Below are 19,097 nucleotides of genomic sequence, written 5' to 3'. Positions count from 1 at the left end.
AACCCGGAAGCTAAGCCTTTCAGCGCCGATGGTACTGCAGGGGGGACCCTGTGGGAGAGTAGGACGCCGCCGAACAAATTTTGAAAAGCCCCGTGGGAACTTCGGTTCCCACGGGGCTTTTTGTGTTCTGTGACCTTGGGGACCCGCGGTAGGGCTTGGCCGGCGAGGCAGGTAAGGTCAAGGGGCATCGTTGGTACATTTCCCCACAGGAGGCCTCGCGTGGAGGTCCAGGAGACGCGGGTCCAGACGGATCGTGTCCTCACCATCCCGAATATTCTGAGCATGGCTCGCCTCCTCGGCGTGCCGTTGTTCCTGTGGTTGGTGCTGTGGCCGGAATTCGGGGGCCCGAAGGTCGACGGCTGGGCGCTGCTGGTCCTGGCGCTGAGCGGCGTCAGTGACTACCTGGACGGCAAGCTCGCCCGGCGCTGGAACCAGATCAGCAGCCTGGGCCGGATCCTCGACCCCGCCGCCGACCGCCTCTACATCCTCTCCACCCTCGTCGGTCTGACCTGGCGCGAGATCCTGCCACTGTGGCTTACCGCGGCCCTGCTGGCACGGGAACTGATGCTGCTGATCGCGGTCGGATTCCTCGGACGCCACGGCTACGGGCCTCCCCAGGTGAACTTCCTGGGCAAAGCGGCTACGTTCAACTTGATGTACGCCTTCCCGTTGCTCCTGCTGAGCGACGGAAGCGGCTGGCTTCACACGCTCGCGGCTATTTTCGGATGGGCGTTCGCAGGATGGGGTACGGCGCTCTACTGGTGGGCAGGGATGCTCTACGTGGTCCAGGTCCGCCGACTCATCCGGGCGGACGCCACCGCCGACTGACCTCTCCGAAATGGCAGCTTGTGCCAAGGGCCGGCGCCCGTACGTGAAAGCAGCAACAGTGGGCGCTCTGGACAAGTGAAGTCGGCAAGACCGTCGTCTCTTAGAGGAGGACGCTTCCGACATGAAGGCCGTTGTGATGGCCGGCGGCGAAGGAACACGCCTTCGCCCCATGACGTCCAGCATGCCCAAACCTCTGCTTCCGGTCGCAAACAGGCCGATCATGGAGCACGTACTCAGGCTGCTGAAACGGCATGGTCTCAATGAGACCGTCGTGACCGTGCAATTCCTTGCCTCGCTCGTCAAGAACTATTTCGGCGACGGGGAAGAGCTCGGAATGGAGCTCACCTATGCCAATGAGGAAAAGCCGCTCGGCACCGCGGGCAGTGTGAAGAACGCCGAGGAAGCGCTCAAGGACGATGCCTTCCTTGTCATCTCCGGCGATGCCCTCACCGACTTCGATCTCACCGATCTGATCCGGTTCCACAAGGAAAAAGGCGCCCTCGTCACCGTCTGTCTCACCCGGGTCCCCAATCCGCTCGAGTTCGGCATCACCATCGTCGACGAGTCCGGCAAGGTCGAGCGTTTCCTGGAGAAACCCACCTGGGGTCAGGTCTTCTCGGACACGGTCAACACCGGCATCTACGTCATGGAGCCGGAGGTATTCGACTACTTCGACCCCGATGTGCCGGTGGACTGGTCCGGCGATGTCTTTCCGCAGCTCATGAAGGAAGGCAAGCCGATCTACGGCTATATTGCCGAGGGCTACTGGGAGGATGTCGGCACGCACGAGAGTTATGTGAAGGCCCAGGCCGACGTGCTCGAAGGCAAGGTCGATGTCGAAATCGACGGCTTCGAGATCTCGCCGGGTGTATGGGTCGCCGAGGGCGCCGAAGTGCACCCCGACGCGGTGCTGCGCGGTCCGCTGTACATCGGCGACTACGCCAAGATCGAGGCGGATGTGGAGCTTCGTGAGCACACCGTCGTCGGCTCCAATGTCGTCGTCAAAAGCGGCGCGTTCCTGCACCGCGCCGTCGTGCACGACAACGTCTACATCGGCCAGCAGAGCAATCTGCGCGGCTGCGTGATCGGCAAGAACACCGACATCATGCGGGCCGCCCGCATCGAGGACGGCGCCGTCATCGGCGACGAATGCCTGATCGGTGAAGAATCGATCGTGCAGGGGAACGTGCGGGTCTACCCGTTCAAGACCATCGAGGCCGGTGCGTTCGTCAACACCTCGGTGATCTGGGAGTCCCGCGGTCAGGCGCATCTGTTCGGCGCTCGGGGCGTGTCCGGGATCCTCAATGTGGAGATCACGCCGGAGCTCGCCGTGCGGCTCGCGGGTGCGTATGCCACCACGCTCAAGAAGGGCTCCACGGTCACCACGGCGCGTGACCACTCCCGAGGCGCCCGGGCGCTCAAGCGTGCCGTGATCTCCGCGCTGCAGGCCAGCGCCATTGACGTACGCGACCTGGAGAACGTCCCGCTGCCGGTCGCCCGCCAGCAAACCGCCCGCGGCAGCGCCGGCGGCATCATGGTCCGTACGACGCCCGGCGTGCCGGACTCCGTCGACATCATGTTCTTCGACGAGCGGGGCGCGGACCTCTCTCAGGCCGGTCAGCGCAAGCTCGACCGGGTCTTCGCCCGCCAGGAGTACCGCCGCGCCTTCCCGGGCGAGATCGGTGACCTGATCTTCCCCGCCAGCGTCTTCGACTCCTATACCGGGTCGCTGCTGCGAGCCGTGGACACCACGGGTATCAGCGACTCCGGGCTGAAGGTCGTCGTGGACGCCTCGAACGGCAGCGCCGGACTGGTCCTGCCCAGCCTGCTGGGACGGCTGGGCGTCGACTCGCTGACGATCAACCCCGGGCTCGACGAATCCCGGCCGACCGAGACAGCCGACGCCCGGCGGGCCGGGCTCGTCCGGCTCGGCGAGATCGTGGCCTCGGCACGGGCCGCCTTCGGCGTGCGCTTCGACCCGGTGGGCGAGCGGTTGTCCCTCGTGGACGAACGCGGCCGGATCATCGAGGACGACCGCGCACTGCTGGTCATGCTGGATCTGGTCGCGGCGGAACGGCGCAGCGGCCGGGTGGCGCTACCGGTGACCACGACCCGCATCGCCGAGCAGGTGGCGGCCTACCACGGGACGCAGGTGGAGTGGACGACGACCTCGCCCGACGATCTGACCCGTGTGGGGCGCGATGACGGCACGGTCTTCGGCGGGGACGGCATGGGCGGCTTCCTCATCCCCGAGTTCAGCAGCGTCTTCGACGGCGCGGCCGCGTTCGTCCGGCTGATCGGCCTGGTGGCCCGTACCCAGCTCACCCTGAGCCAGATCGACGCACGCATCCCGCGGGCACACGTCCAGCGCCGTGACCTGGCCACCCCGTGGGCGGTCAAGGGCCTGGTCATGCGGCATGTCGTCGAGGCGGCCGGCGACCGGGATGTGGACACCACCGACGGCGTCCGTGTCGTGGAGAGCGACGGCCGCTGGGTTCTGGTGCTGCCCGACCCCGCCGAGGCGGTCACCCACCTGTGGGCAGAGGGGCCGGATGACGCTTCCGCCCGAGAGCTGCTGGACGATTGGTCCGGAGTGGTGGACAGCGCAGGACGCTGACCCGGACCCCACCGGCGCGCCGTGAACCGGCACGCCGGTGGGGCCATTGGGAGACTGTCCGACCGACGTGCGACGATGTGCGTCATGTCGCAGCAGCACCCCGATCGGAGCAGCCCGAAAGCGTCGTCCGCGCGCCCCGATGCGTCCATGTCGCTGCTGACCAACGTGATGGATCACAGCCTCGACGAGGGATACGCCGAGGCCGCGGCACGGAAGTCCGAAACCGGGGTGCGCGGTATGCCGCGCACCCTGCGCGCGAAGCTGGGTCTCGCCGCCGGTCTGGTGCTCGCCGCGGTCGTGGTGACGGTCGGGGCGGCGCAGGCGCAGATATCGGCACCGACGCTCGCCAAGGAGCGCGAAGAGCTGATCCACCGCATCCAGAAGGGCACCGCCGGGGCGGACAGCCAGCAGCATCGGGTCGACGCGCTGCGCGACGACGTCAGCAGGATGCAGCGCGAGGCCCTGAAGCAGCACGGCGGCGCCAAGGCCGAGCTGCTGGCGCTGCTGTCCGGTTCGACGCAGGTCACCGGGCCGGGGGTGAAGCTCGTCGTGGACGATGCCAAGGGCGCGGAGTCCAGCGGCGGCGGACCGCGTGAGAGCAGTGGTTTCTCGGACACCGGTCGGGTACGCGACAGGGATATGCAACGCGTTGTCAATGGCCTGTGGGCGTCCGGTGCGGAGGCCATCTCCGTCAACGGACAGCGGCTTACGTCACTCTCGGCGATCAGAGCCGCAGGAGACGCCATACTGGTCGACAACAAGCCGCTGGTGCCGCCCTACACGGTGCTGGCGGTGGGGGACGGGCAGCGGCTGAGCACCGCGTTCCAGGACAGCGCCGACGGTCAGTATCTGCATGTGCTGCAGGAGAACTACGGCGTGCGCACCAGGATTTCCGCGGAGAACGAGGTCACCCTGCCGCCCGCACCCAGCTTGATCGTACGTACCGCAAAGCCGCAGGCCGGTGCCGCCAAGACGGACGGCGCCGACACAGGGAAGGGCACATCGTGATCGCCGTACTGGGCCTCATCGTGGGAGTCGTGGTGGGACTTGTCGTCCGCCCCGTGGTGCCGACGGTGGTCGAGCCCTACTTGCCGATCGCTGTCGTCGCGGCACTGGATGCCGTGTTCGGCGGTCTGCGCGCGATGCTGGACGGCATCTTCGACGACAAGGTCTTCGTGGTCTCGTTCCTGTCGAACGTGGTCGTCGCCGCACTGATCGTCTTCCTCGGCGACAAGTTGGGCGTCGGCGCCCAACTCTCCACCGGCGTCGTCGTGGTGCTGGGCATCCGGATCTTCTCCAACGCCGCCGCGATCCGCCGGCACGTCTTCAGGGCGTGAGACGGATGGCGACGGACGAGACCCCGCAGCCGGAGAAGAAGCCGGAGCAGCCGGAGACGGAGCAGAGCCAGGACCAGGAGCAGGGCACAAGCCAGGACCGGAGCCAGGGCAAGCGGCCAAGCCAGGATCAGGAGCATGGTCCGGCCGGCCGGCGGCCGATGCCGCCCGAGAGCCCGGGGGTCTCCGAGCGGGCGGATGCCGATGAGGCGACCCATGCTCAGGAACCGGACAGTACTGGACACAAGAAGGACAAAGGGGCAGACTCCACGACTCCGGACGCGGTTGCGGAGGACGGGAGTGCGGCACGCCCGAAATCCGGTCGGGAGCGGCTCGTTGCGAGTCTGTGGCCGCCCCGCCTGACCCGGGCTCAACTGATCGTTGCGCTGCTGCTGTTCATTCTCGGCCTCGGCCTGGCGATTCAGGTACGTTCCACGAGTGACAGCAGTGCGCTGCGAGGTGCGCGCCAGGAGGACTTGGTGCGCATTCTGGACGAGCTGGACAACCGTTCCCAGCGGTTGACCGACGAACAGCGGCGACTGGAAGGGCAGAAGACCGAGCTGGCGAACAGCTCGGACCAGGCCGAGGAGGCCCGTAAACAGACCGTGGAGAAGGAACAGCAGCTGGGCGTGCTGGCCGGGACCGTCGCGGCGCAAGGGCCCGGCATCAACCTGACCATCGACGACCCGGCGCACTCCGTCGAGGCGGACAAGCTGCTGGACACCATCCAGGAGCTGCGGGCGGCCGGCGCCGAAGCCATCCAGGTCAACGATGTCCGGGTCGTCGCGAACACCTCTCTGTCGGACGTCAGTGGTGGCGTGGGGATCGACGGCAAGCGCGTCACCCAGCCGTACCGCTTCAAGGTGATCGGTAAGCCGGAGGATCTGGAACCGGCGCTCAACATCCCCGGCGGAGTGGTCCAGACTCTGGAAAAGGAGCAGGCCAAGGTGTCTGTGACCCGTGAAAAGAAGATCACTGTGGACGCCTTGCGAGAGGCGAAGCGGCCTGACTACGCTCGGTCGTCATCGCAGTGAGGCGTACAGGGATGTCGAGTGCCCGGCGAGGGCATGAGGTAGCGGGGGGTCGACGCACCGTGCGTGTGGTGTGTGGTGGAAACTGTCTGAAGGCCACGGACGTTCACAGGATGTCCGGATGGGCCGGTGTGTGCATCGAGGGTTCGTCCTGCCCCACGGGCGGGTCTGTTTCGTTCAAGGGGAATCGCCCGTGAAGTTGTTTGGAAAGCTGTTCGGCAAGAGCGCACGCCAGGAGGGCGGCAGCGGCTCCGCGCGGCACCGCGCTCCGCGCCAGCCCGACGAGAGCGGCGCTTCCGAGGACCGTCCGCTCTTCCGTGACGAGGTCAGCGGGCCGTCCGGGGGGCGCGGCGCGGATTCTGTTGACCCCTCCGTGCCCGGCCGCATAGGTTCCCAGGAACCATCGGCCGCACGCACGGGTGGAGGGTCAGCCTTGCCGACTTGTACGAGGTGTGGCAACCGGAACGCCGAGTCGAGCCGGTTCTGCTCCAACTGTGGTGCCCCGCTGCGCGCGGGCGCGCAGCCCGAGCGGGCGTCCGAGACGACGTCGACGATCTCCATTTCGGGGCTGGAGGCCTACGACTCGGAGACGACGGGCCAGAATCTGGCGCCCTCGCTGTCCCCCGAGGCCCAGGCGGCCGTCGACGCCCTTCCCCTGGGATCGGCGCTGCTGGTCGTCCGCCGGGGTCCGAATTCGGGCAGCCGCTTCCTGCTGGACGGCGAGCTGACGACGGCGGGCCGGCATCCGCAGGGCGACATCTTCCTCGACGACGTGACGGTCTCGCGGCGCCATGTGGAATTCCGCCGGGGCTCGGACGGTCACTTCACGGTCGCCGACGTCGGCAGCCTGAACGGCACCTACGTCAACCGTGAGCGGATCGACTCCGTCGTCCTCGCCACTGGCGACGAGGTCCAGATCGGCAAGTTCCGCCTGGTCTTCTACGCAAGCCAGCGAGGCGCCGGTATCTGACCGGCCGGGGAAGGCATATGCGCCATACACCGAAAGGCGGTGCCGGCCCGTCCGGCACCGCCTCCTCGGACGGCAAGCCGGTGAGTATCGGCACGGTGCTCACCCTGCTGCGCGAGGAGTTTCCCGAGGTCACCATCTCCAAGATTCGCTTCCTGGAGGCCGAGGGGCTGGTCGAGCCGAAGCGCACGCCTTCCGGATACCGCAAATTCACGCCGACGGACGTGGAGCGGCTCGCGAACGTCCTGCGGATGCAGCGGGACCACTATCTGCCCCTGAAGGTCATCCGGGAGCATCTGGATGCCCTGGAGCGCGGTGAGCAGGTGCAGCTGCCGGCTCCGGCCACACCCTCGCGGGATCTTGTCGAGGGCGTCCAGGACGCCGGTGCGGAGCGCCCTACGGCTGCCCGGATCGGGCGGGCCGAGCTGCTGGCCGCCGCTGAGGTGGACGAGGCGACGCTCGCCGACTGGGAGTCGTACGGACTCATCGTCTCCCATGCGGAGGGCGGATACGACATCGAGGCCGTCACGGTGGCCAAACTTGTCGCGGACCTGGGTCGTTTCGGTCTCGAACCGCGGCATCTGCGTGCGGTGAAGGCGGCCGCCGAGCGTGAGGCGGGCCTGGTCGAACAGGTCGTTGCACCCCTTCGGCGGCACCGTAACCCACAGACCAGAGCGCACGCCGAGGCGACCGCCAGGGAGCTGGCGACGCTGTCCGTACGGCTGCATGCAGCCCTCCTGCAGAGCGCCCTGCGGGTCCGGCTGTAGGGAGCAAACGAGTGCCCGACTACCCAAACCTGCCGGGCACGTCCTAGGGTTGCTGTGTGAACGAGCTCGACGTCGTGGGTGTCCGGGTGGAAATGCCTTCCAGCCAACCGATCGTGCTCCTGCGGGAGGTGGGAGGCGATCGTTACTTGCCCATTTGGATCGGGCCAGGGGAGGCCACCGCCATCGCCTTTGCCCAGCAGGGCATGGTCCCTGCCAGGCCGCTGACGCACGACCTGTTCAAGGACGTGCTGGAAGCGGTGGGCCAGGAACTGACGCAGGTCCGCATCACGGATCTGCGCGAGGGGGTTTTCTATGCCGAACTCGTCTTCGCGAGCGGAGTCGAGGTCAGCGCGCGTCCGTCCGACGCCATAGCGCTGGCGCTGCGCACCGGAACGCCGATCTTCGGTACCGACGGTGTGCTGGACGACGCGGGGATCGCCATCCCGGACGAGCAGGAGGACGAGGTGGAGAAGTTCCGCGAGTTCCTCGACCAGATCTCTCCCGAGGACTTCGGCACCAACAGCCAGTGATTCCGGCCGGTCGAACCACCTGTTTCCGGCCAAACAATTAGCCGTTCCCCGCGCGGGGTCACGAGAAACCACTCGTAGGGTGATTATCACTCGGCGTGGCGAGCGCGGCGATCGTTGACGCACCCCGAGTGACTGCATACCGTCGATATGGCAGGTCCCGTCCGGGACGTGGAGGACGGAGGGCGGCGTGGCAATCACCGGCGACGGTATGGCGGCGGAAGGGGCGTTGCCGCTCCACTCGGGCGCGGCGGCCAACCATGCCCCGGCACCGGCCGCGGCTGTGTCGGAGGACTGCGAGGCGCAGAACATCGGCTATCGCGGCCCGACCGCCTGTGCGGCAGCGGGCATCACCTACCGGCAGCTCGACTACTGGGCGCGTACCGGCCTGGTGGAGCCGAGCATCCGGCCTGCCTACGGCTCCGGCACCCAGCGGCTCTACAGCTTCCGGGACGTCGTGGTTCTCAAGATCGTCAAGCGGCTGCTGGACACCGGGGTGTCGCTGCAGAACATCCGGACCGCCGTGCAGCATCTGCGGGCGCGGGGGCTGGCGGATCTGACGCGGATGACGCTGATGAGCGACGGGGCGACCGTCTACGAGTGCACCTCGCCCGATCAGGTCGTGGATCTGCTCCAAGGCGGCCAGGGCGTCTTCGGGATCGCGGTGGGCGTGGTGTGGCGGGACGTGGAGGGGGCGCTGTCACAGCTCCACGGGGAGCGTGTGGACACCGGCGAGACGCTGATCGGGAAGAATCCGCACGACGAGCTGGCGCGCCGGCGCAACCGGGCCGGCTGAGCCCCCGGCGGTGTGCGCGGCCCGGCGTCGGGCCGATTGTCAGTGGCATGGGGCAGCATCGGAGATGTGAGACCCGCGCCGACGATCCTGCATCTGGACATGGATGCCTTCTTCGCGGCCGCTGAACAGGCGGCCAAGCCGAGTCTGCGGGGAAAGCCCGTGGTCGTCGGCGGGATCGGGGCGCGCGGAGTGGTCTCCACGGCCTCGTACGAGGCCCGGGTGTTCGGCGTCCGCTCGGCGATGCCCACGGCCCAGGCGCGCCGGCTGTGCCCCAATGCCGCCTATCTGGCCCCTCGCTTCACGCTGTACCGCCAGGTGAGTGAAGCGGTGATGGAGCTGCTGCATGCGCTGTCGCCGCTGGTGGAGCCGCTCAGCCTGGATGAGGCGTTCGTCGATCTGGAGGCCGGTGGGGTGGCGCCCGAGACCGATGCGGTACGGGCCGTGGGGGAGCAGCTGCGGCGCGATATCCGGGCCACCACGGGGCTGACCGGCTCGGTGGGGCTCGCCGGGGCCAAGATGCTGGCGAAGATCGCCTCCGAGGCGGCCAAGCCGGACGGCCTGGTGGTGATCGAGCCCGGCACCGAGCGGGAGCTGCTGGGCCCGATGACGGTGCGGACGCTGCCCGGGGTGGGCCCCGCGACGGCCGAGACGCTGCGCCGGGCCGGGATCCACACCGTCGCGGAGACCGCGGAGGCCGGCGAGGCCGAGCTGGTGCGGCTGCTGGGCCGGGCGCACGGCGCCGGGCTCTACGCCATGGCGCTGGGCCGGGACGACCGCCCGGTGGTGGCCGAGCGGGACGCGAAGTCCATCTCGGTCGAGGACACCTTCGAGGTCGATCTGACCGACCGGGCGCGGGTCCGCAGCGAGGTGCTGCGGCTGGCCGACCGCTGCGTACAGCGGCTGCGGGCGGCCGGGCGCTCCGGGCGCACGGTGGTGATCAAGGTGCGGAACTACGACTTCTCGACGCTGACCCGCTCCGACACGCTGCGGGGGCCCACCGACGACCCTGCGGTGATACGGGAGGCCGCTGTACGGCTGCTGGAGACGGTGGACACCACCGGCGGCGTCCGCCTGCTGGGCGTGGGGGTCAGCGGGCTGGCCGACTTCACACAGGAGGATCTGTTCGCCCAGCTGGCGACGGAGCGGGAGGCGGCGGAGACCGCGAAGGCGGCGGTGGCGGAGGGTGGCGCGGCGCAGGTGCAGGAAGCCGGGGAGGAGCTGCCGAGACGCTGGCACCCGGGCCTGGATGTGGTGCACGACGAGTACGGTGCCGGCTGGGTGCAGGGGAGCGGTGTGGGGAGGGTGACCATCCGCTTCGAAACGCCGTGGTCCGCACCGGGAAGGGTGCGGACCTTTGCTGTCGAGGACCCGGCGCTGCGGCCGGGGGAGCCCCTGCCGCTGGTGGGCGGGGCGCCGGCGGAGGCTCAGTCGTCCGAGCCGGCGATCTTGCCGAACTCGCTGTCGCCGGAACCGGGTGAGGACACCGGATCGGTGGGGGAGGAGATATCCAAGCGGTAGTGGTGGTAGAGCTGGAGCTCTTGCTCGGGGGAGAGATGGCGGCCCACGCCGAAGTCCGGCGCGTCCTTGATCAGCTTGCGGTCGTAGGGAATGTGCAGGCCCTCACCGACCATTTTGCTGGGCTCGAGGGGGACGAACGCGTCCCGGCTGAAAAGTCCGGTGCGCACGGCTGCCCACTCCGGTTCCCCCGTCGCGTCGTCGAGATAGACCTCGTCGATCGTGCCTATTTTGGCGCCGTTCCGGTCGAACGCTTTGCGGCCGATCAGGCTCCGGGGATCGATATCGGTTTGCACGGCCCCTCCAATTGGTCGCAACTGCCCTGTGACAACTACCAAACGGCACATTTCATGCCCCGGCCACTCGAAGGATCCTTCGAGTGGCGCGCTGGTAGGCTGGCGAATGGCCGTAGACCCCGTGCGGGAGAGTCCTTGTCGTTCGCGACCAGGGCGCCGAAGGAGCAAATCCTCCCCGGAATCTCTCAGGCACACGTACCGCATGGACGAGGTCACTCTGGAAAGCAGGGCGGGCCGCGGAAGGCACAGCTCCGGGACCCCTCCTCACCGACGGTGAAAGCCGGGCCGCCTCGCGCGGGCCGGTGAAGCTCTCAGGTTGAGATGACAGAGGGGGAGGCCGTCCGGGCACCCGCGCCGTGGTGCCCCTCGTAGGTCGCACCGACCAGGAGGCCCCCGCAGATGACCACCAACCGCATCTCCTTGACCGAGCTGGAAAGCGGCACCCCCTTCGCGCGCCGGCACATCGGTCCCGACCACGAGGCGCAGGCGAAGATGCTCGCGCACGTCGGATTCGGTTCGCTGGACGAACTGACCGCCACCGCCGTACCCGACGTGATCAAGAGCGCGGAGGCGCTCGGCCTGCCGCAGGCCCGTACCGAGGCCGAGGTCCTGGCGGAGCTGCGCGGCCTCGCGGACCGTAACCAGGTGCTGTCGTCCATGATCGGACTCGGCTACTACGGCACGTTCACCCCGACGGTGATCCTGCGGAACGTCATGGAGAACCCGGCCTGGTACACCGCGTACACGCCCTACCAGCCGGAGATCTCGCAGGGCCGCCTGGAGGCGCTGCTGAACTTCCAGACCATGGTCGCCGAGCTGACCGGGCTGCCCACCTCCGGCGCCTCCCTCCTGGACGAGGGCACCGCCGCGGCCGAGGCCATGGCGCTGTCCCGCAGGGTCGGCAAGGTCAAGCAGGGCGTCTTCCTGGTCGACGCCGACTGTCTGCCGCAGACGGTCGCCGTGATCGAGACCCGGGCCGAGCCGACCGGCGTGGAGGTCGTGGTCGCGGACCTGAGCGAGGGGATCCCCGCCGAGGTCGCCGAGCGCGGCGTCTTCGGCGTGCTGCTCCAGTACCCCGGCGCCTCCGGCGCGGTCCGCGACCCGCGTGCCCTGATCGAGCAGGCCCACCAGCTGGGCGCGATCGTCACCGTCGCCGCCGATCTGCTGGCCCTGACGCTGCTGGCTTCGCCCGGCGAGCTCGGCGCGGACATCGCGGTCGGCACCACCCAGCGCTTCGGCGTCCCGATGGGCTTCGGCGGCCCGCACGCCGGCTTCATGGCCGTACGTGACCAGTTCGCCCGCAGCCTGCCCGGCCGCCTCGTGGGCGTCTCCGTCGACGCCGACGGCAGCAAAGCCTACCGCCTCGCACTGCAGACCCGTGAGCAGCACATCCGCCGCGAGAAGGCCACCAGCAACATCTGCACCGCGCAGGTGCTGCTCGCCGTCATGGCCGGGATGTACGCCGTCTATCACGGCCCTGAGGGCCTGCGGACCATCGCCCGGCGCACCCATCGCTACGCGGCGATCCTCGCCGAGGGTCTGCGGGCCGGCGGTGTGGAGATCGTGCACGGTGCGTACTTCGACACGCTGACCGCGCGGGTGCCCGGCCGGGCGGCCGAGGTCGTCGCCGCCGCCCGGGAGGCCGGGGTCAACCTCCGGCAGATCGACGCCGACCTGGTCGGCATCGCCTGCGACGAGACCACCGGTCGCGCCGAGCTCGCCGGTGTCTGGGGTGCCTTCGGCGTGCAGGGCGACATCGAGCAGCTGGACGCGGCCGTCGCCGACGCGCTGCCGCAGACGCTGCTGCGCGGCGACGATTACCTCACCCACCCGGTGTTCCACCGGTACCGCTCCGAGACCGCGATGCTGCGCTACCTGCGCACCCTCGCCGACAAGGACTACGCGCTGGACCGCGGCATGATCCCGCTCGGTTCCTGCACGATGAAGCTGAACGCCACCACGGAGATGGAGCCGGTCACCTGGCCCGCCTTCGGCCAGCTGCACCCGTTCGCGCCCGCCGACCAGGCCGCGGGCTACCTCACGCTCATCCAGGAGCTGGAGGAGCGGCTGGCCGTCGTCACCGGCTACGACAAGGTCTCCCTCCAGCCGAACGCCGGATCGCAGGGCGAGCTGGCGGGCCTGCTGGCCGTCCGTGCCTACCACCGCGCCAACGGCGACGAGCAGCGCACGGTCTGCCTGATCCCGTCCTCGGCGCACGGCACCAACGCCGCCAGCGCGGTGATGGCCGGGATGAAGGTCGTCGTCGTCAAGACCGGTGAGGACGGCGAGGTCGACGCCGACGATCTGCACGCCAAGATCGACAAGCACCGGGACGAGCTCGCGGTCCTGATGGTGACCTACCCCTCCACGCACGGCGTTTTCGAGGAGCACATCACCCAGATCTGCGCGGCGGTGCACGACGCCGGCGGCCAGGTCTACGTCGACGGTGCCAACCTCAATGCGCTGGTGGGCCTCGCCGAGCCCGGAAAGTTCGGCGGCGACGTCTCGCACCTCAACCTGCACAAGACCTTCTGTATCCCGCACGGCGGCGGTGGTCCCGGCGTCGGCCCGGTCGGCGTCCGCGCGCACCTGGCGCCGTATCTGCCCAACCACCCGCTGCAGCCCTCCGCGGGCCCCGAGACGGGCGTCGGGCCGATCTCCGCGGCTCCCTGGGGCTCGGCCGGCATCCTGCCGATCTCCTGGGCGTACGTGCGCCTGATGGGCGGCGAGGGCCTCAAGCGCGCCACCCAGGTCGCGGTCCTGAGCGCCAACTACATCGCCAAGCGCCTGGAGGCGCACTATCCGGTGCTCTACACCGGCCCCGGGGGCCTGGTCGCCCATGAGTGCATCATCGACGTCCGGCCGCTGACCAAGGCGACCGGCGTGAGCATCGACGATGTCGCCAAGCGGCTGATCGACTACGGCTTCCACGCGCCGACGATGTCCTTCCCCGTGGCCGGCACGCTGATGATCGAGCCGACCGAGAGCGAGGACCTGGACGAGCTGGACCGCTTCTGCGACGCGATGATCGCCATCCGGGCGGAGATCGAGAAGGTCGGCTCGGGGGAGTGGGACAAGGACGACAACCCGCTGCGCAACGCCCCGCACACCGCGGCCGCGCTCGGCGGCGACTGGGCGCACCCGTACACCCGCGAGGAGGCCGTCTTCCCGGCCGGCGTCGACGCCGCGGAGAAGTACTGGCCGCCGGTGCGCCGCATCGACGGTGCCTTCGGTGACCGTAACCTCGTCTGCTCCTGCCCGCCGCTGGACGAGTACGACAGCTGATCCCGGCGGACAGCATCAAGGGCCCTCGGCAGGTGTGCCGGGGGCCCTGGTGTTTCGCGTGCCGGGCGGCCGCGGGTCAGGCGGCGGCGGTGGCCCGGGCCCGGTGCGGGGCGATGACCTGCCCGTTCGGTAGCAGCTCACCGGTGTCCTCGAAGAGCAGGACGCCATTGCAGAGCAGGCTCCAGCCCTGCTCCGGGTGGTGTGCCACAAGATGTGCGGCCTCCCGGTCGGAGGAATCTGCGGACGGGCAGGGCGGTTGGTGCTGACACATGGAAGTTGTCTTTCGCTGCGGTGTGGTGAACGTCGTCGTGCGGCGCGATGAGGTGTTCATGGCCGCTCCCCCGTTTCCTTCGGTCGGTCCCAGTGTTGCCCCACGGAGGGGATTCCGCAGGGATTTCGCGGCAGCGGTACTCACTCGATATGGACGCGTCACCCGTGCGGGCGGTTGCTCCCAATTGCACTCCTTCCCAAGAGGATTGGGAGTGGCATCCCTGGGCTAGTCCGCGTGGGTGAGCGCGACAGCGTGCCCCGTGGCCGGAAGGGGCCACGGGGCATGGACCGGCGGGACGGCGGGCGCCGGTTCTCCGCGTGCGGGCGGGGTCGCAGTGGTGTATCAGGCGGGTTCGCGCAGGAGCGGGGCGGGGGCGAGCCGCAGGGTGAGCCGGGGGAGCAGGTCGGCGAGGCGCGCCGGGCGGTGCGCGGCGATCCCCGGCGGGGCGGGCGCCAGCGGAACCAGCAGGTCACCGGCCGCGGGCAGCCCCTCGGCGCCGTCGGAGGCGGTGTCGTGGTGCAGCCACAGGGTGAGCATGTACAGCTCGGGTACGGACAGCAGTCGCGGCTGGAGGGGCGGGGTGAGCGCCTCGGCCTGGGCCAGTGCCTGCTCGGTCGCGGTGACGTAGGGGCCGCCGCAGAAGCGGGCGAAGGCCCAGCCGTCGGCGGTGAGCCGTGCCTCGGCGGTCGCCACGGCGCGCTCTCCGCCACGGACCAGGAACCGCCAGCCCGCCAGACGGGTGTGCGGGGTGCCGCCGGGCCGGCTGATGTCGTCCCAGACGTGCACCGGCAGCGGGTGATCGGGGCTGAGCGGCCCCTGATGGGTGCGGAGGGCGGAGACCGGGCCCTCGCGGACCGCGCCGGGGGAGCTGAGGGCGGCGAGGACGCTGCGCAGGGCGGGCGCAGGGGCAGGGGCAAGGAGCAGCGGCATGATGGGTGGCCTCTCACTTCGGAGACACGGTGCGGCGCGGCGGGTGCAGACGGCGCTGTCTGCGGGCGGGGTCAGAGCGTGGCCGGCCGGGGCTGCGGCGGCGGGGTCAGCCGCTGGCCCCCGTGGCGGTGGAAACACCGGGACACCGGGTGCCAAGTCTCTGCCTCGTAAGCGGAGTTTATACGACGTATGTTCTGAAAGAGTTTCGGTTACCGGCCTTGCGGATTTTCGGCAAGGTGAAATCCAGACCCCTGCACGAGGTGTTTTCCGCCGCTTTGTGCAGCGGTTTTATGAGGCCACCTCGTATTCCCTGACCGGCGCGGTAGGCCGGATCTCACCGGTGATTCTCGCCGGAGAAATGCGGGCGGCGAGCACCGCCGAGATATGCCTGGGGGGCATGCCGGAGGCTGCACCACTTCGAGCCTATCGGCACCCGCCCGTCCCCGACGCGTTATCGATCAGATTGCCGGGGCATCATCGACCGTAGCGCGAGCCCCGGCGGTGTCGGGGACGGCCCCAAGCAGCCCGTGGTCGCGGGCCGTTCACTCGAGGAAGGACCCTTCGATGGGGGAGAAGGTCGCCGCGGACGGGATCGACCTGGCGGACCGGGAGCGTTATCGAAGAAAGCTTCACGAGTGCCTTGAGGGATTGCAGAGGCTCCTGCGCGAGAAGCGATTCGACCGTCCCAGGAATCTCATGGGCCTGGAGATCGAACTCAATCTCGCCGGTGCCGACGGGCTGCCCCGCATGATGAACTCTCAAGTTCTTGAACGCATCGCCAGCGGTGATTTTCAGACGGAGCTCGCCCAGTGCAATCTTGAGGTCAACATCCTCCCGCACCGTTTGAGCGGCCGGGTGCTGGACCAGCTCGCCGAGGAACTCCGTACGGGTCTCGGATATGCGGAACGAAAGGCCCGCGAGGTCGCCGCCAGGATCGTGATGATCGGTATTCTGCCGACCCTGCACGCCAACGACCTCACGGCCGCCAGCCTCTCCGAGAACGACCGCTACGTCCTGCTCAACGACCAGATGCGAGCGGCCCGGGGGGAGGATTTCGCGCTCGACATCCGGGGCGTGGAGCATCTGGTCTCCCGCTCGCCCTCGATCGCACCGGAAGCCGCCTGTACGTCGGTCCAGTTGCACCTCCAGGTGACACCGGGCCGCTTCGCCGCCGTCTGGAACGCGGCGCAGGCCATCGCCGCGGTGCAGGTGGCGGTCGGTGCGAACTCGCCGTTCCTCTTCGGCCGTGAGCTGTGGCGGGAGTCCCGGCCGCCGGTGTTCCAGCAGGCCACCGACACCCGTTCGCCGGAGTTGCAGGCCCAGGGGGTACGCCCCCGTACCTGGTTCGGCGAGCGCTGGGTCGACTCCGCGTACGACCTGTTCGAGGAGAACGTGCGCTACTTCCCGCCGCTGCTGCCGGTGTGCGGGCCGCAGGAACCGCTGCGGGTCCTCGACGAAGGCGGGGTGCCCGACCTTGCGGAACTGACCCTGCACAACGGCACCGTCTACCGCTGGAACCGCCCCGTCTACGCGGTCGCCGACGGCGTCGCGCACCTCAGGGTCGAGAACCGGGTGCTGCCGGCCGGTCCCACCGTCGACGATGTCATCGCCAACACCGCCTTCTACTACGGCCTGGTGCGGGCGCTGGCCGAGGAGCCGCGGCCGGTGTGGAGCCGCCTTCCGTTCGCCGCCGCGGCCCGCAACTTCGACGCGGCCTGCCGGTACGGCATCGACGCCACCCTGGCCTGGCCGCGTCCCGGGCGGGCCGGCGGACTCTCCGACGTCCCGGCGGTGCGGCTGGTGCGCAAGGAGCTGCTGCCGCTGGCGGCCCGGGGGCTGGACGCCTGGGGGGTGGAACCGGCCGACCGTGATCACTATCTCGGCATCATCGAGGAGCGCTGCCGGCGACGGGTGAACGGGGCGTCCTGGCAGGCCGCGGCCTTCCATCACGCCCGGCGGCAGGGCCTGGACCGGGATGCCGCGCTCGCCGCGATGACCCGGCGCTACGGCGAGCTGATGCACTCCGGGACACCGGTGCACACCTGGCCGGTCGCCTGGGCGGTCGGCGGGCGGTCGTCCGTACCGGGGCAGCGGCAGGCGGCGACTTAGCGGAGCGGGAGGGGGTGCGGGGTGCTCAGTGGGGCGCCTTGCCGCCCGCGGTGATGACGGCCTTGAGGAGCGCCCGGTGGAGCTGCGACGGGTCGTCGACCCGGTGTGCCGAGCCGCCGGTCGGTGCCACGATGCGCTCCAGTGCGGAGGTGTCGGCGTCCGGGCCGATCGCCAGGGCGATGAGCGGCACCGGCCGCTTGGGGTCGGCCAGTTGCTTCAGCCGGGTGACCAGGTCGTCGAGGCCGATGCTGCCGGCGTCCGCGTCGGCGCTGTCGGTGACGAGGACCAGCGCATTGACCTTCCCGCTCGCATACGTCGTGCGGGCCTTCTCGTACGCGGCGAGCGTGGTGTCGTAGAGGCCGGCGCCGCTGCGGGCCTCCGGGGTCAGGGCGTCGAGCGCGGCGGTGAGCGCGTCCCGGTGGGTGCCGCCGCCGTTCGTGTCCCGGTCGCCGAGGCGGCCGGTGGGCGCCACCTCCGCGTAGTCCCTGGGGCCGCCCAGGAAGGTGGCGAACTTCCACAGCCCGAACTCGTCGTCGGATGTGCAGGTGGCCAGCGCCTGGAGCAGGGAGTTCTTGGCGAGTTGCATCCGGGTCCGGCCGCCTTGGCCCGGTACCGGGGTGCCCATCGACGCCGAGGCGTCGACGACCGTGGTGAGCCGGGTGCTCTGCACGGTGATCGTCCACATACCCATGAGTGCCTGGAGTTCCCTGACCGTCGGCGGATCGGCGGGGCCGGCGGCGGAGGGCTGCGGCGCGCGGCCGCCGGCGGTGCGGATCACCTTCTGGTCCGCACGGCCGTTTGCGTCGCGGAAGCCGTGGGCGCGCAGGATGCGCTGTCCGGCGGCCTCGCTCAGCAGCGTCATGAAGCGATTGGCGGCGCGGGTCTGCTCGGGTCTCATCTCCTCGTCGTCGACCAGGACGTACGGGTAGTCGAGGCGGGCCGCGCCGTCCTGCGGGTAGAACAGGTCGAGCGAGGGCCCGCTGCCCGACGCGGTGTTGTGGGCGTACGCGGCCTGCTCGGACAGCAGGAGCGCCCGGTTGCGGCGCGGATTGTCCCGGGCCGCACCGGAGTCGTCCTTCGGCAGGGTGGCGGTCGCGTTGCTGTCGCCGTCCGCGACCCGCTGGTGGAGGAGCTTTGCCGCCGCGGCGGTACGGGTGTCGGCATCGTCGCCTTCCTTGCCGTCGGCGGCGCTGGTGCGGGCCAGCGCGAGCAGCCCGGTGGCGCTGCGGGCCGGGTCGGCCATGCCCAGCCGCAGCGCGCGGGACGAGCTCGCGGCCCGGGTCAGCTCCGCCCAGCGGTAGGTCCTGGCCGGCCAGCCCAGCGACGTGGCGGCCGTGGGGACGGCGCCCAGCACGACCGGGGACGAGGCGATGGTGCCGGCAGTGGTCAGGGGGGTGCCGCGCTCGGCACCGACGCGATCCGCCCACGGCTGGAATCCGGTATCCAGACCTGGAATTCGGGGTCGGCCGGCCGCTGTCCGAAGGCGTCGGCGAGATCATGGGCGGCACGTGCGGTGATCTGGACGTCAAGGCATTTGCCGTCGGTGCGTATCGCGCCGTCGCGGGCCGTCCGGGCGACCGCTTCGAGCGCCGGGGCGATATCGGGCGCGGCGGCCACCGCGAGCCGCGTCGAGTTGCCGTCGCAGGGTCCTCCGAACGGGAGCAGACCGCTGCGCAGCGCCACGGCCGAGCCCGCCACGACGGCGAGCGCGAGACCGGTGGCGAGGACGAGAGTGCGCCGGCGGGCCGGGGGGTGCCCCTATCTCTTTCGTCAAGCGGTAGGGGCGCGTTTTGGGTGGGTTCGTCAGGTGGGTTGGGGGACGGT

At 69.7% G+C, this 19,097-nt stretch carries 15 protein-coding genes, 1 rRNA gene, 1 pseudogene and 1 riboswitch; of the genes and pseudogenes, 13 read left to right on the top strand and 4 right to left on the bottom strand.

The window, feature by feature from the left end; translation table 11 throughout:
* From rrf to EST92_RS23970, 11 genes are all read left to right on the top strand, one after another.
* Nucleotides 1-75, top strand: a 5S ribosomal RNA gene (rrf, locus tag EST92_RS24020); the annotation flags it as partial.
* 144 nt (nt 76-219) lie between these two features.
* Entirely contained in the window at nt 220-828 is a 609-nt protein-coding gene (locus EST92_RS24015; protein ID WP_129282892.1) for a CDP-alcohol phosphatidyltransferase family protein, read from the top strand.
* 121 nt (nt 829-949) lie between these two features.
* On the top strand, nt 950-3,445 hold the full coding sequence (locus tag EST92_RS24010; RefSeq protein WP_129282891.1) for a mannose-1-phosphate guanyltransferase: 2,496 nt from the start codon (nt 950-952) through the stop codon (nt 3,443-3,445).
* Between the two features lie 75 nt (nt 3,446-3,520).
* Nucleotides 3,521-4,453 carry a DUF881 domain-containing protein gene (locus EST92_RS24005; protein WP_174244113.1) on the top strand — a complete coding sequence of 311 codons (933 nt, stop codon included), beginning with the start codon at nt 3,521-3,523 and terminating at the stop codon, nt 4,451-4,453.
* Nucleotides 4,450-4,782: a small basic family protein gene (locus tag EST92_RS24000; protein ID WP_003984969.1), complete on the top strand. Its 333-nt coding sequence runs from the start codon at nt 4,450-4,452 to the stop codon at nt 4,780-4,782. Before EST92_RS24005 ends, EST92_RS24000 begins: the two co-directional genes overlap by 4 nt.
* 5 nt (nt 4,783-4,787) lie before the next feature.
* Nucleotides 4,788-5,813 (top strand): DUF881 domain-containing protein, encoded by a 1,026-nt coding sequence (locus EST92_RS23995; protein WP_129282889.1) that lies wholly within the window; start codon nt 4,788-4,790, stop codon nt 5,811-5,813.
* 118 nt (nt 5,814-5,931) lie between these two features.
* Nucleotides 5,932-6,780 carry an FHA domain-containing protein gene (locus EST92_RS23990; protein ID WP_129282888.1) on the top strand — a complete coding sequence of 283 codons (849 nt, stop codon included), beginning with the start codon at nt 5,932-5,934 and terminating at the stop codon, nt 6,778-6,780.
* Nucleotides 6,781-6,797: 17 nt separating this feature from the next.
* Nucleotides 6,798-7,544: a MerR family transcriptional regulator gene (locus EST92_RS23985; RefSeq protein ID WP_129282887.1), complete on the top strand. Its 747-nt coding sequence runs from the start codon at nt 6,798-6,800 to the stop codon at nt 7,542-7,544.
* Nucleotides 7,545-7,600: 56 nt separating this feature from the next.
* Nucleotides 7,601-8,074: a bifunctional nuclease family protein gene (locus EST92_RS23980; RefSeq protein WP_006606439.1), complete on the top strand. Its 474-nt coding sequence runs from the start codon at nt 7,601-7,603 to the stop codon at nt 8,072-8,074.
* Between the two features lie 187 nt (nt 8,075-8,261).
* Nucleotides 8,262-8,867: a MerR family transcriptional regulator gene (locus EST92_RS23975; RefSeq protein ID WP_129249866.1), complete on the top strand. Its 606-nt coding sequence runs from the start codon at nt 8,262-8,264 to the stop codon at nt 8,865-8,867.
* Between the two features lie 66 nt (nt 8,868-8,933).
* A complete protein-coding gene (locus tag EST92_RS23970) occupies nt 8,934-10,385 on the top strand; it encodes a DNA polymerase IV (protein ID WP_129282886.1) in 1,452 nt (483 codons plus the stop codon).
* Here EST92_RS23970 and EST92_RS23965 read toward each other — a convergent pair.
* Nucleotides 10,292-10,678 (bottom strand): PRC-barrel domain-containing protein, encoded by a 387-nt coding sequence (locus EST92_RS23965; protein WP_174244112.1) that lies wholly within the window; start codon nt 10,676-10,678, stop codon nt 10,292-10,294. The two genes, EST92_RS23970 and EST92_RS23965, sit on opposite strands and share 94 nt — an antisense overlap.
* A gap of 114 nt (nt 10,679-10,792) precedes the next feature.
* Nucleotides 10,793-10,889: riboswitch (glycine riboswitch) on the top strand.
* 188 nt (nt 10,890-11,077) lie between these two features.
* Here EST92_RS23965 and gcvP point away from each other — a divergent pair.
* Nucleotides 11,078-13,963, top strand: a complete 2,886-nt coding sequence (gene gcvP / locus EST92_RS23960) for an aminomethyl-transferring glycine dehydrogenase (RefSeq protein WP_129282884.1) — start codon at nt 11,078-11,080, stop codon at nt 13,961-13,963.
* Nucleotides 13,964-14,039: 76 nt separating this feature from the next.
* On the opposite strand, the gene EST92_RS23955 is transcribed toward gcvP, so the two are convergent.
* The gene (locus tag EST92_RS23955) at nt 14,040-14,234 is read right to left on the bottom strand and encodes a DUF5999 family protein (RefSeq protein WP_030084924.1); all 195 of its coding nucleotides are present in this window, start codon (nt 14,232-14,234) and stop codon (nt 14,040-14,042) included.
* Between the two features lie 342 nt (nt 14,235-14,576).
* Nucleotides 14,577-15,164, bottom strand: coding sequence for a hypothetical protein (locus tag EST92_RS23950; protein ID WP_129282882.1), 588 nt, complete (start codon nt 15,162-15,164; stop codon nt 14,577-14,579).
* A gap of 564 nt (nt 15,165-15,728) precedes the next feature.
* On the opposite strand from EST92_RS23950, the gene EST92_RS23945 reads away from it, so the two are divergent.
* Nucleotides 15,729-17,273: a glutamate-cysteine ligase family protein gene (locus tag EST92_RS23945; RefSeq protein ID WP_129282881.1), complete on the top strand. Its 1,545-nt coding sequence runs from the start codon at nt 15,729-15,731 to the stop codon at nt 17,271-17,273.
* 25 nt (nt 17,274-17,298) lie between these two features.
* On the opposite strand, the pseudogene EST92_RS23940 reads toward EST92_RS23945, so the two are convergent.
* A pseudogene (locus tag EST92_RS23940) lies at nt 17,299-18,971 on the bottom strand (substrate-binding domain-containing protein).
* Nucleotides 18,972-19,097: the final 126 nt, after the last annotated feature.

This window comes from Streptomyces sp. TM32 (assembly GCF_004122755.1).
In the GTDB taxonomy this organism is placed as follows: Bacteria; Actinomycetota; Actinomycetes; order Streptomycetales; family Streptomycetaceae; genus Streptomyces; species Streptomyces sioyaensis.
Note: the sequence above shows the minus strand (reverse complement) of the source record. Positions and strands in the feature narration are given on the sequence as shown.